Here is a 13,911-nt window from a genome sequence, read left to right as displayed (position 1 = left end):
ATTTATCTTTCTACTGCCCCCAAAGCTTTTAATGTGTTTTTCTGAGAAGTTGTTAAACCAATGGCATTTGTAATATTCATACCTTCATAGGGTCTGTCGATTTTCATCGTTTTCACGCATTCGCCTGTTTCAATATTCCAAAGCTTGATGGTTTCGTCTTCGCTGCAACTGACTAATAAGGGAGAATTGGGACTAAACGCAATTGAGCGTACTGCTTTATGATGTCCTACAAATGTTTTGAAATTTTCACCTGTACTCACATCCCACAGTTTAACTGTTTGGTCGTCGCTTCCACTGGCTAAAGTTTTGCCATCTGGACTAAAAGCGATTGTTCTGACTCGATATGTATGTCCTTGAAATGTTTTGAAATTACCGCCTGTGCTAACATCCCACAGCTTAATTGTTTGGTCTCCACTAGCACTTGCAAGGATACCTGCACAGGGACTAAACACAACAGATAAAACCCAGTCACTGTGTCCTGGGAACGTTTGTAAACAAATTCCTGTACTGACTTCCCAAAGCTTGACTGTGTTATCGTCGCTACCACTTACCAGCATTGAACTTTGACGATTAAAAGCAACTGTTTTGACGCGATGAGTGTGTCCTTCGAGAGTGTGCAAACACTCACCCGTGCGCCAATCCCAAAGCTTTACCGTTTGGTCACGACTAGCACTTGCTAAAATGTGTCCATCTAAGCTGAAACTGATTGCATGTACCCAACTACTGTGTCCCCAAAGTGTTTTCACACACTCACCCGTACTTGCATCCCAAAGCTTTATGGTTGTGTCATCACTACTACTTGCTAAAATTTGACTTTTTTGCTTTGTTTCAACACCTGAAGTGATGAATTTGTTTGTACGAACATCTATATTTTGTGGCGCACAAGTGACTGACGAAACCAAGTTAGTATGTCCTTGTAAAGTTTGTAGACATTCGCCTGTCACAACATCCCACAATCTTACCCTTTGGTCTTCGCTACTACTTGCCAGCATTTGACCATCTGAACTAAAAGCGACAGATAACACCCAATTACTATATCCATCCACTGTTCTCAAGCATTCTCCTGTATGAACATCCCACAGCTTCATCGTTTGGTTTTCACTTGCGCTGATCAGAGTTTGTCCATCTGGATTAAAAGCAACCAACCAAACGCGCTCGCTATGCTCATGCAAAGTTTGCAAACACTCTCCTGTTAAAGCATCCCATATCTTGACTGTTTTATCTTCACTCCCGGTTGCCAATGTCTTGCCGTCTGGGCTGAAAGCAACTGCCCACACATAACTGTTGTAATCTGGTAATATTCTTATGCACTCACCACTGGCTAAATCCCAGAATTTTACTGTTGTGCCATCACTTGCAGTGACTAGTGTTTGCTTAAACCCCTGCGGGGACGCTACGCGAACAGGACTTAAAGCAATAGATAGCACCCAATTGATATGAGTTTCTAGGATTTGTAGACACTCACCCGTGTTCACATCCCAAACTCTCACGGTTTGGTCTTCACTACCAGTAACTAATGTTTGCCCATTAAGACTGTTCGCGCAGCGTTGCGTAAGCGCAAAGCGCACACTTCGTGAACGCGCAGCGTCTCCGATAGGAGAAGCAAAGCTAGCAAATATAACCCGACTCGTATGCCCTGGCAAAATTTTTAAGCATTGTCCAGTCTGAATATTCCATAATCTAATTGTTTGGTCGTTGCTACCACTTGCTAAAATTTGTCCATCTGGACTAAAGGCAAGAGATTGTACGCAATTAGTATGACCTCGCAGTGTTTTCAGACATTGTCCGGTATGAATATTCCATAACCGAATTGTTTTGTCGTTGCTACCACTTGCTAAAATTTGTCCGTCTGGACTAAAAGCAAGAGATTGCACCCAACCAATATGACCACTGTAGGTGATAATTTGTTTAATGTTTGCAACTTCCCACAAAATAATTTCATCGTCAATACCTGTTGCCAAAAATTTTCCATCTGGACTAAAAGTTGCTGATAAAATTCCTCCTAATGTTCGAGTCAAAGCAGACTTACTTAAATCGGAGTTAGCGAAGTTGACTCGATGCAAATTCATGCCCTGTAAGTAAGCTTGCCAAACAGTTAAGTAGGAAAAATCATAACCATTGAGGTCTACATGAAGCTGCCAGAGTAAATTGAGAATATTACCAGCAGCATATCCTGGTTTTTGTAAGGTAGACGACCTCAGTTTTGACAAAAGCTGATTCAAAGAAATTTGAATATTTTCTCGATGACCAAAAAGAGTTAATAGTTTATCTGCTACTGGTTTTAGGATCAGCCTAATTTGTGCACTTATCACGTAATCTTTGGCTTGAGATTTGATTAATGCACATCGATTAAATAATGCTATTTCTTGAGTTTCAATCTCTTGGCAAATCTGTTCGATGAATGTGTCAATCACATACTCCATCACTACTGGTTGTTGGGTAAATTTACCAGATTTTTTCTCAATTAATGAACGCGATTGTAAAGATTCTAATGTTTCTAACAAATCTCGTAGTGAGACAGCAGGAATCATGTCTGCTTGTAATTCTGGAAACGACACCCATTTTCGATTAATTGTCAGCCAGTACATCACCTGTTTTTCTAAAATTGACAACCGATTAAACTGCTGATCTAGTAAATCGGAAATATCTCCAAATATAATTGTGCCTTGTTGTAAGAACTGAGCGGTATTGCCATCAAATAATTCCGCAATAGTTGTTGCGACAATCTTCAAGGCTAAAGGATTGCCTGCATAATATTCCACAAGCGATCGGCATTGTTCTTCTGATACACAAAAGCCTTTTTCTGCCAGAATTTCCTGACCTTCTCCTTGTGTTAAGCCAAACAACCTTAATGAACGAATAGGAGAGTTGATACCTTCTTTGACGCTAATTCCTCTAGGTTTCTCTCGACTGGTTAACACCAGGCAACTTTGATGTTTACTCTCTCCCAAACATCTGAAAAGTTGCTCATATCCTTCATATCCTTGTCGATATGCTCCAGCACGTTTGTCATTACATAAAATTGACTCACCATTGTCTAGCACTAACAAACAGCGTGAGTTGCGCAGATATTTTATTACACAAGAGATTTTACCGTCTAAAGTTTCTGGTAAAACGGTTTGCTGTTGATTGGACAAAAAGTTAATTAAGTCGCTCAAAAGCTCATGAATTGATGGCGCATTACGGAGACTTCGCCAAATCAAGTACTCAAATTCATCTTCCAGAAAGTGTGCTAATTTCACAGACAAAGTTGTTTTGCCAATCCCACCCATACCAATTAACGTGATGAGTCGGCAATCTTCCTTAATAATCCATTGCCTTAATGTGGTGAGTTCTTCAGTACGTCCGTAAAACACTGAGGCATCAATCGCCTCTCCCCAATCCTGATATTTGCTGGTGGCTCTTATTTTCGTATTTTGATCTAAATGGGAATGAAGGGTTTTTTCACTCAGTTGTAACCAAGTTGGTGGTTCTGCTGCAGGATTAATACAAATAACAGGTAACCAAGAAGCACCAGGAAAGTCATCTTCTAAACCATGTAACTTTCTGCGTGCTTGCTGCACTGATAGGTGTAAAGGCAGTTGTTCTTGTGCAAAAACTTGCAAAAAATACTTAAAAAATTCCTGTGCTACGAAGTTTGGTACTGGCTCTCGCATCACAACCACTGTAGAAAAATTCAATTTCTGTAGGGCATTTGCTAATCCTAAACCATCACAAGAGTTAAAAATTGCCAAGCGCAAACCGTTGTCAATGGCTGCTTTCAGTGCTTCTTCTAACTGTTCAATTGTTAGACTATTATTTGTCTTGTTTTCGTTTATATAAATCCGACCTGTTTCACCTTCGCTGTGACTATGACCAGCAAAAAATAGGATATCCCAGCCAGCAGAATCCCAAAGCTGTGTGTTGAATTCTTGACGTGTAGGATTGACAAGAAAAACAGGTTCTGCTCCTGGAAAATTCTTGATAAACTCACTTTCTACTTCCAGACTTATGCCTTCACTGTTCCCCAAAATTGCCAAGATTCTGACTGTTTTTCTATGAACTTGTAGTTGTGACAATTTGGGGCGTTTATATTCTGATTGAGACAGAGCTATTTCTGCGTGTGGATAATCATTAAATAAATCGCAGCGATACCAGGGTATTCGCCGTATTATTTCATTATCAGTTTCAAGAATTATCCGTATTTCTTCTGTTGGGTTTAGTAAGGTGCGTAGTTGTCGGCTAGTATTGAGAATTGACTCGGATTTGAGCCAAGCATTCATACTTTCTTGTAACTGTTGACATAAATCCTCGAATTCAACAGTAGAGACGTTGGTTATAGCGCCTTCATCAATTTCGAGTTCATCATCTTCCCCTGCCAACCTGGAACGTAGATACACGGATTTACATAAACTATAATAGGTTAGCTGCCATTTTTGATACAATTCAATCAAGTTTGGTGCAGGGGGTAACGAGCCGATGAATTGCTCTCGAAGCGGTTGACTAAATGTCCACAATTGGATAGTCACTTTTGGAAATCCATCACACAAGTTACCATGTCCCAGATTGATGACAACTGACTTGCTCATTTGAAAATTAAAATATTATACGATAAATATCTATTTCACATTAGTCCATATCTTCTTTAATAGCATAAGGTTAGCGACGGCCGCGCCTAGAGTAGGGTGCAATACTCTTCGAGAAGATATACGCAAATCTTAATAATTGGTAATATAGGAATCCGGTTTGATGAGTGTGAATCACAAAGTAGAGACGCTTAACAGCGAACAGCGAAGAAGCAATAAAAGTGTACCTAGCTTCTTCAAAAATCAAATAGGAATTCTATATGTGAGTAAATAATTACAAGTGTCAAGGTTAACACTATTACCGAAAATAATTATATCGTGGAAAAGAAAAACAATTTCCGAAAAGTTTGGAAAACCTTAACTGAACTAGGTCAAGAGTTTGGAGTGTCAGCCGTAAAATTCGGTAATCTGCTCAAGCAATATGGATTACGCGAAAAAGATGGTGAACCTAGTCAAATGGCTAAAGATGGTGGTTTATTTGAGAAAATCACGCCCAATGAAGGTAAGCCTTATTATTTATGGCATCGTGAAAAAACGTCTGAGTACCTTATTTCTCAAGGTGTCGCTAAAAATGGAGTATCAGCTAAAGATGCGGAAATGATGACTGAAGCTCGAAAATTAGCACGCTCCTACATGGAAGCTCAACAACTAGATGATGAAGGCTCTAAGCTTGGTTACATAATGTTTTCTGAAATGGTAGATGATATTAACAAAGTTAGTTTACAGCAGTTCAATCAAGCACTCAAGTCGATTGGTTACAAAGGCGACGAAGTTACTTTAGAAGGCTGGTAGAAGATATTTTGAACAAAGGAAAGTAATGATGTCAGCACTGACGTGAGAACGGGGTATAAGGAAACCCTTTCGGCAGCCGCTCATGGGGGAAACCACGCCAGACACCTACGGAGGGAAACCCTCCTGCATGGCTAGCGCTCCCCAAGACCGCGCTGCCTCACCCCGGAGAGACAGCACAGCGCAGTCCTTGTCTCCCGCTCTCGGGCGCGACTGCAAGAGTGGGAACTGGCTCACGCCACATGCCTCAACGCGGGGAACCCCCACACTCCGCACCCTACACCCTTGTGAACATATTTGTTCCATTTTGGTCTTGCAGTTTGAAAAATTTTGTAGTACTTATTTATCCATACTCGCATGAGATGTTACCTAAAATAGGCATACCCCAAAATGAGTCATTACCTACCGCGATCGCCAAATGTTTAAAAACTGTGAATCCTTTATGACAATGGGCGAAGAATAACATAACATGCAAAATTACTTTCACTAGAAAAATTTGCTAATTACATATTGTGCAAATAAGTGCTGACTCTCCCAAATTGGAACTAATTCTGAAGTCTGACAATCTAGAAACTACGGCTTACATTCGGACACAAAGGACAAAGACAAGTATATACAGCCATATCGGACTGCTAATTGCTCATGACTCATGGTTAACGAAGATTGGCTAGATAAAAAATCGCAATTAAGATAAAAAAATCTTGTTACTTGAGTGTTCTTGAATAATCACAACCTATGAGTAATACTTGTTTGCATCAAATGACTTGGCAAAATCTGAAAACTCAACACCGCTTTGATAAGCAACACACATGAATCAATTGAACAATGGTTTCACTCTTTTTCTTAGTTTGCTAGTTGAGGCGATACCTTTCTTGTTGCTTGGGGTTTTGTTCTCTAGTTTGCTACTGTTTTTTGTCGATGAGCGCAAACTGGTAGAAAAAATGCCCAAAAATGCGTTTCTGGGTGCATTGGTTGGTAGTCTCGTGGGCTTTTTATTTCCTGTTTGTGAATGCGGTAACGTACCAGTAGCACGACGGTTGCTGATGCAAGGAGTCCCCATACCAGTAGCAATTGGCTTTCTGCTAGCAGCACCGACTGTCAATCCCATCGTCATTTGGGCAACTTGGACAGCATTTCGCGATCAGCCAGAAATCGTGGTATTACGAGTCGTACTTTCTTTCTTGATCGCAGTTATCGTCGCCTATATCTTTAGTTTTCAAAAAAATTTAGATCCTTTGGTACAACCTGCGATCGCCCGTTATCTAAAATTTAATCCACCTGCAAAACCACAACCCAAACGCCGCCCTAAAAGTCAATTCGTTCAACAGCAGGAGGCAAGTGGATCTACTTTATTACAGTCTGGAACATATTTGCTAGGAGGACAAGCAGGACAAAACATACGCATGGATGGGGATATTTTGCAAGGAAATATGCGAGCTTCTAAACCCAGTAAACCTCTATCAGATAAACTGCGGTTGTTAGTCGATAATTGTGTGCAAGAATTGCGTGAATTAGGAGCAGTATTGGTTATAGGAAGTGCCATTGCTGCTGCTATTCAAGTACTAACCCCCCGTGAATTTATCATCGGTTTAGGGGCTGGTCCAATTAGCTCCATCACTGCCATGATGATATTAGCTGTGGTGGTGTCAATTTGTTCTACAGTTGATTCATTCTTTGCCCTGTCTTTTGCCTCGATATTTACCGGCGGTTCTTTGTTGGCTTTTTTGATATATGGACCAATGATTGACATCAAAGGCGTTGGTTTATTATTATCCATTTTTAAACCAAGGGCTGTTATTTACTTGTTTGTTTTAGCAGGACTGTTAACATTTCTATTCACACTCTTCATCAATTTGCACGTCCTTTAAAAAATGACTAATGACTTCAATACCAAAAAGAAAATCTAAAATTCCTTCTCAAAAATTACTGCCTTGGGTGGATGTTTTAGCTATTACAGCTTGGGGTGTTTTAATTCTGAAATACTGGCTGACTAACAAGTTAAACTTGTTAATTCACCCCGACTACTTTTGGTTAGCAATTGTAGGTGCCATTGGCTTGATAACTATTGCTTTTTTCAAGGCACTGCAGCTTTTGCAGCGACGTCGTGAAATCACCCCAAATGTACAGCACTTGACTTTATTTCCACCAGGTTGGAGCAGTGCTTTAGTATTAACAGCAGCAATTTTAGGATTAATAATCACACCCCACGTTTTTGCCAGCCAAACTGCGCTTGAGCGAGGTGTAACAGATTTAATGGGAGCAACACGCGCTAAACCCCAAACAACAGCGGATCAACTTCAAGGAAAACGCCCCCAACCTCAACCATTTCAGGCTTCCAGCCCTCCAGAAGAGCGAACACTCGTAGGTTGGGTACGTACGCTGAATGTCTACCCAGAACCTGACGCATATAATGGACAAAAAGTCAAGGTGCAAGGATTTGTCATCCATCCACCAGATATAGGAAAAGAACATTTGTTCTTGGCACGATTTGTGATTACTTGTTGTGCTGCAGATGCGTATCCCGTAGGATTACCAGTAAAACTGAAAGAGAGTGCTGATCAGTACCCAGCCGATACCTGGTTAGAAGTCGAAGGACAAATGGTGACGGAAAACCTAGCAAATAAACGTCAACTGACCATCGATGCAACTTCCTTGAAGAAAATTCCTCAACCCAAAGATCCATATACTTACTAGTTATCAGTGAACAGTGAACAGTAAACAGTGAACACTAACAACTGATGACTGATGACTGATATAGGAATCCGGTTTGATGAGTGTGAATCACAAAGTAGAGACGCTTAACGCTTAAGAAGCAATAAAAGTGTACCTAGCTTCGTCAAAAATCAAATACGAGTCCTATAGCTGGTAACTGATAACTGATAACTGATAACTGATAATAATGACCACCAGTAAAATTTTTTTCCAACCTTTAGATCGTATTGCTATAGGAGTGATACTCATCCTCAGTCTGCTGATTGGGCTATTAATGTTACAGGGTGATGGAGTTAAGCCGAATGTGCGTTATTTTAGCTGGCAAAATCAACTAATTGCAGCAGATGACACATCCTTTACCCTCACCTTCAGTCGCCCAATGGACTCAAAAAGCGTAGAGGATAACATCAAAATTGATCCGCCTTTAGCAGGTAAAGTAAGTTGGGCAGGACGGCGGATGGTTTACACACTGATGACACCAGCCCCCTATGGAACAACGTACAAAGTGCAGTTGCAGGGAGCGGTAGATAAATTTTCCCAAAAAGAAGGGAACAAAAATAGACAGATACAACCTTTTACAGGAAGTTTCCGCACACGCGATCGCATTATTCTTTACATCGGGGCAGATCAACAAGACAAGGGGCGATTAGTTCTTTACAACCTAAGCCAAGAACGAAAAATGGTACTCACCCCAAAAGACTTGGTTGTCATGGATTTTAAGCCCTTTCCAAATGGAGAGAAAATTTTATTTTCTGCTCGTAAACTAGGAAGCCAAGACTTACTCTCAACTGAACTTTACACAGTGACAACAGGTATTTCTGCAAAACCTGAAAAACCAGCACAAGCACTGGGTAAAGTTGATTTACTTCTGGATAACAAAGAATTTCAAAATCTGAAATTTGACTTATCGCCAGATGGAAAAACTCTTGTTGTCCAACGAGGAAAAAAAGATGAACCGGGTGACTTTGGGCTGTGGTTTATGTCCGTAAACAACGAAAGTTCTCAGGAAAAACTAAACCCTAAACGTCTCAAAAGTCAACCAGGAGGAGACTTTCTGATTACGGCGGATAGTCAAGAGGTAGCGATCGCCCAAGGTCAGGGAATAGGGCTATTACCTCTGCAAGGAGATGCCAGCAAACCCCGAGAATTTTTTCCGGAGTTTGGCTTGGTGGAGGCTTTTTCTCCGGATGGGTTGCAAGCAGCAATGGTCAAGTTTAATCCAGATTCCACGCGAGAATTGTTTTTGCTGAGAAACCAAGGCGTCCAAAAACCAGTGTTACGCACCACAGGTTCAATTCTCAGTTGCCAGTTTGATACTGCTTCACCCACGCTTTACTGTTTGTTAACACAGCTTTTACAAGGGGAACTCTATCAAGAACAACCATATTTAGTGGCAATTGACCTCAAAACCATGCAACAAAAACCACTGCTAGTATTGCCCCCTAACCAACGGAATGTACAGATGAGTTTAGCACCTGATGGTTTGGGGTTGTTAGTTGACCAAGTTGTACCCAAGACTTCCCCCACTGACTCATCACAAGCGAATATGTTAACAACTGATGAAGGACAGCCAATCGCGACCAGTAGCCTGTGGTTAATGCCCTTGTTGCCGATCTCAGATCCTAGTGCGGCAAACGAGATCAAGCCACAACAGCTTCCATTGGTGGGATTTCATCCCCGTTGGCTACCGTAAAAACACAGGCCACAGGGAACAGGGAATAGGGAATAGGGAACTCTAAAAAACAGGGACAGTGTTTCTTAAGGCTGTTGCTAAGGTTTCTTACACTAGTTAAAGGCTCATATCCCAAAAAGGCGATATGGGTTGAGCGATTCGGGCGCGTTCACCTACAACAACCGCGAGTCTCCTGGTTGCAGTACTGTCGCGGTTTTCACAGACCAGTATCAAAAACGGGAATATTTTTCAACCTCCACTGCTTTTGCAGACACCAGCGAGGAAAAGCTACAATTCACTCATGTTTATTAATCTAATTTAGAAGGACCAAAACTTGCCTTCTATAGTAAATTTTGGTAAGACAGGATTTATATATAATGCTACAGCAGTCTGTGCTTCTTTATTTATAGCTGGTGGGTGAAGAGAGAGTGATCAATGAAGCTGACACCCCAAACAATGGGGATTTTGTTCAACCCCTAGATAGCAATTCACTGCAACCTGAGCATGTGAGTTGTCCATTTTACTCAGTTAGCAAAAGTGAAAACACTGTAACTGCGAAAGTGCCACTATTGGCACCAGCAGAAAACCAGGAGCGTAAAAGCCAGATTATATCAGAAGAAAATGCACCCCAGCAAGACTGGGTTGCAGAACCTGAGGGCGAAAAACAAGAACTCGTAGACGCTGAGTTCAAGAAATTGCTGGAATTGAATGAAGAATTACGTTCTGCCAACAATGAATTATATGACAAAGTAGAGGAGCTAAAAGGTGCCCTAACTGAGTCGGAGATGGCTTTGCAGTGGCAGAAAAAACGCTCAAGTGTCACAGAGTCAATGCTTAACCAACAAGCCCAGGAACTGAGTGCGGGTCAAGAGCAAATAAATTCCTTATTTCAACAATTGGAAACTGCTGTACAAACTGTTCAGCGCCAAGAAAGTTTAATTTCAAATTATAAAACTCAGCTCGAAATCAGTCAACAACGCCTTGCACAGCTAGAACGAGAATGTGCCTTCATGAAATCTAGCTACAACGATCAGTCTCACCAACTGTTGCAATCAGAAAGTACTTGTCGGGAGCTACGAACAAGGCTCATGCGACAACAACGTCAGACTCTGCAGTTCAAATCAGCTCTGGAAAAGTGTCTGGAGACACCTGTTCCTAGCTACGACTGCCTTGAGAATGAGGACACAAGCACTAGTCAAACAAGACCTTCTAGACACAAGAGCGTTTTGTTTAGCCAAGCACAACCAATTCGACCTTGGTCGGTAGAATCAGAACCCTTGACAAACGGTGTAGATAATGCATTAAAGCAAACTCCAGCCTCACCCATAAATCAATCGGATAACTCCACACCAAATCCATCATCTACTGGCGATTTAGATACAGAAGAAACACTTACACAAACGCAATCAGTTGACACACCAGAACCAGAAATTCAAACAGTTTCATCTTTGGAATTAACAGGCTTAGAAGAGCAGTTGGATGGTGTTATCCAAATGTTTTTTGTTGCCAATCCTCCTGTATCGACATCTGTTGAGCCTCCTGTTGAAAAAGATGCAAATAACATCCAAGTAGGTGAAGCAATTTGGGAAACTCCTGTAATACCCCTCAAAGATGAACCAAAAACTACTGAAACATTGACGACTAACGATTCTTCAGAAGAAACTGAGGACTACTGGATAAAGGTAGGACAATCATCATCATCCCTCGAATTGCAAGAAACTCCTGACTCTGCAGAAGCCTTCACCGATTACGCTACTAACGACCCTTCCCCACTACTCTATCCGCAGCGTCCACCCAAAAAGCGAAAGTCTCTAGCATCTGTTGAGCTACCAAATTTTCAACAAAAGAGCCAATAGTGAGCCAGCGCTCACTATTGACTAATAACTAAATAACTTCTGGCTTCTCAAGTCTGGCTTTCGATGTCACCTGAGGGACTAGATTTTGCGGACGTGCAATGCCTGCTGTGAGAGAATAGTTAATCGCTAATAGCTGTAACCATAATGCTGGATATCGTTGTTCCAGCATTGGACCAATTCGACGAAGGAAGCCTGGGAACCATCCATTGAGCAAAGCGCGGACAAGAGCATGGCGACTAAAGTCAAGATAGTTTTTAGTCCATCTCAGTAAATCTTTGGCACCTGCAAGTTCCCAAATCCACAGAAGCAATGCTGGGTTATTGCGAGCTGCTTTCAGCGCCAGTCGATTAAAGGTCAACCAATCAAATCTATCTTTGATAAAATTATCTGACACTTGTCGGGGTTCATCTGCCAACAGCCCAAAAAAGTTGTTGAGCATAGAGTTGATTCTCTGCGGTGGTATAAATTTTCCAGTAGGAACCATCATCCCTTTGGAAAACATCCAAGTGACGGCAATATTATTTTGAAAGGCGCGAATTTGGTTCAAATGCCGGAAACTCACCAAGTCGTGTTTGAGAGCTGTATCCAAAAGAGTTGTCAGACGTTCTAAGTTGCGAACTAAAGAACCAAAGCCAGTGAAAACTAGGGGAGACTGGAGTGATGCTGCATCTCCGATGGCTATTAAGCGATCAAAAGCAACTGTGCGATCGCGACTCCCCACACTAAAATGCCCTGGTATATACCCAAATGTCGGCTTTTTCCACACCAGCTTATCCATATCGCAGCGGCGATACTCTGGCAAAATTGTGAAAAAGTCTTCGTACATCTCCAATAAGGAACCGGGATTTTTTGGATTAACTTCGTGGTAATGAAATAAATAAATCGTCAGTTCTTCATCTGCCCCAGGAAACAACTCCCAAATCAACTGTCGTCCTCGCGAAATATCCCCATGACTGTAGAGAACATCCCCGTACTGAGAATCCCATACTCCAGGCTCAAATCCACGCGAAACCACTCCTCCTACAGTCGGGCAAACACTGTTAAAAGCACGACCACCATTCAATTGCCATGCAATTGGTGAAGCGGTTCCCATCGCATCTACTAACAATCGCCCACTCACTTGCTTTGGAGTTTGATTGGTCAAATTATTGACAGTTAGCACAACTTGTGTATCATACACATCTGCCCGGATAAACTCTGTTTCATCCCAGATTTCACCGCCTGCTGCTCGTAGCTTTTGCCCACACATATGCAACCATTTTTCGGAATCTAAAGCCACGTTTAGTACTGTGGGCGTATGCAAAACAGGTGCTTTTAGCTTCTTGGGGTTATTGGCATCAAAGAACTTATTAAATCCATCTTTATACTCCCGCGCAATGATTGATTCCAATTCTGCTGTCGTTACCAAACCTAGGTTAATCAAACTTTGAATCTCATCACGGGAAATATTCCATTCTCGGTTCATTCGTCCAAAAGGCATCCGTTCAATCAGCAGCACTCGGTAACCCAGTCTTGCCATGACTGCTGCATGGATAACGCCAAGCGCCCCACCGATGTAGATGAGGTCGTATTGCTCAGGCAAAGGAGAAAAGTCTTCTGTGTGCTGCCCCTTCGGGTTCGCAGTCGCCTGCGGAGGGAAAACGCCAGGTGCTACAACGGGGGGAACCCCAACGCCAGATGCCTGCGACGGGAAACCCGTCTTCAGCACTGGCTCCGCAACGCACTGGCTCCCCTCCCGCAGCGCTGTCTCACCTGCTTTACTTCTATGGGAGAACACTACCTGACGCGGTTGCTGAGGATTGCGCACACCTTCACGCCATCGTTGCTCCCACCAGTAGACTCGCTTCAGGTCATATTCGCCATTGGGCATTTTTTGAAAATATTTGACAGTTAGAGGATAGTATGGAGCAAGTGCCTCAAAAATCGATTGCTCAGATAAATTAATCGTTGGAGGTTCAGGGTATTCATGGGGAAAGCGCCTTCTTATCCCAGTAGTGAGCTTTTGCAGAATTTGTTGCTCTCTGGGGAAGGGTTTGTCTGCCCAACGGAATACTTTTAAATACGTAGTTCGCTGCACTGACCAGATAAAGACGGAAAGTTCACTAGGTAACTTTTCCGAAATAATTTCCGTGCTAGTTGTAGTATTAGAAACTCTTAGGCGAAAGCCTTGCGCAGTTAGGACTTTTTCACCAGTTCCCGGTTCAAAATCAGTATGCAACCAGTTACACACAGCGGTTGTATCAGAAGTGGAAATTTCCAGGTAAAGAATCTCTTGCATTTTTTTGTCAAATCTCCGATAAATCTATGTATTGAGACA

7 protein-coding genes are annotated in these 13,911 nt (G+C 42.0%); 5 read left to right on the top strand and 2 right to left on the bottom strand.

Annotation, left to right across the window (positions count from 1 at the left end; genetic code table 11):
* Positions 1 to 2: 2 nt before the first annotated feature.
* On the bottom strand, positions 3 to 4,568 hold the full coding sequence (locus DP114_RS30935) for a WD40 domain-containing protein (protein WP_169265752.1): 4,566 nt from the start codon (positions 4,566 to 4,568) through the stop codon (positions 3 to 5).
* A gap of 315 nt (positions 4,569 to 4,883) precedes the next feature.
* Between DP114_RS30935 and DP114_RS30930 the strand changes: the two genes are divergently transcribed.
* The 5 genes from DP114_RS30930 (at position 4,884) to DP114_RS30910 (ending at position 11,594) form a co-directional block, all read left to right on the top strand.
* Complete coding sequence (locus DP114_RS30930; RefSeq protein WP_171977949.1) at positions 4,884 to 5,357, top strand: hypothetical protein; 474 nt, start codon at positions 4,884 to 4,886, stop codon at positions 5,355 to 5,357.
* Positions 5,358 to 6,163: 806 nt separating this feature from the next.
* Entirely contained in the window at positions 6,164 to 7,222 is a 1,059-nt protein-coding gene (locus DP114_RS30925; protein WP_169265750.1) for a permease, read from the top strand.
* A gap of 10 nt (positions 7,223 to 7,232) precedes the next feature.
* The gene (locus DP114_RS30920; protein ID WP_169265749.1) at positions 7,233 to 8,048 is read left to right on the top strand and encodes a TIGR03943 family putative permease subunit; all 816 of its coding nucleotides are present in this window, start codon (positions 7,233 to 7,235) and stop codon (positions 8,046 to 8,048) included.
* Between the two features lie 205 nt (positions 8,049 to 8,253).
* Complete coding sequence (locus DP114_RS30915) at positions 8,254 to 9,759, top strand: Ig-like domain-containing domain (RefSeq protein WP_169265748.1); 1,506 nt, start codon at positions 8,254 to 8,256, stop codon at positions 9,757 to 9,759.
* A gap of 407 nt (positions 9,760 to 10,166) precedes the next feature.
* The gene (locus DP114_RS30910) at positions 10,167 to 11,594 is read left to right on the top strand and encodes a hypothetical protein (protein WP_318284284.1); all 1,428 of its coding nucleotides are present in this window, start codon (positions 10,167 to 10,169) and stop codon (positions 11,592 to 11,594) included.
* Between the two features lie 28 nt (positions 11,595 to 11,622).
* Here DP114_RS30910 and DP114_RS30905 read toward each other — a convergent pair whose 3' ends face one another.
* A complete protein-coding gene (locus tag DP114_RS30905) occupies positions 11,623 to 13,872 on the bottom strand; it encodes an NAD(P)/FAD-dependent oxidoreductase (protein WP_169265747.1) in 2,250 nt (749 codons plus the stop codon).
* Positions 13,873 to 13,911: the final 39 nt, after the last annotated feature.

It is taken from the genome of Brasilonema sennae CENA114, assembly GCF_006968745.1.
Lineage (GTDB): Bacteria > Cyanobacteriota > Cyanobacteriia > Cyanobacteriales > Nostocaceae > Brasilonema > Brasilonema sennae.
The sequence above is the reverse complement of the archived record's forward strand: the minus strand, read 5'-3'. Positions and strand labels throughout refer to the sequence as shown.

What these genes read in the sequence shown, in the direction of transcription:
- DP114_RS30905 (WP_169265747.1), bottom strand. Translation starts at nt 13,872, where the DNA reads ATGCAAGAGATTCTTTACCTGGAAATTTCCACTTCTGATACAACCGCT.
- DP114_RS30920 (WP_169265749.1), top strand. Translation starts at nt 7,233, where the DNA reads ATGACTTCAATACCAAAAAGAAAATCTAAAATTCCTTCTCAAAAATTA.
- DP114_RS30915 (WP_169265748.1), top strand. Translation starts at nt 8,254, where the DNA reads ATGACCACCAGTAAAATTTTTTTCCAACCTTTAGATCGTATTGCTATA.
- DP114_RS30925 (WP_169265750.1), top strand. Translation starts at nt 6,164, where the DNA reads ATGAATCAATTGAACAATGGTTTCACTCTTTTTCTTAGTTTGCTAGTT.
- DP114_RS30935 (WP_169265752.1), bottom strand. Translation starts at nt 4,568, where the DNA reads ATGAGCAAGTCAGTTGTCATCAATCTGGGACATGGTAACTTGTGTGAT.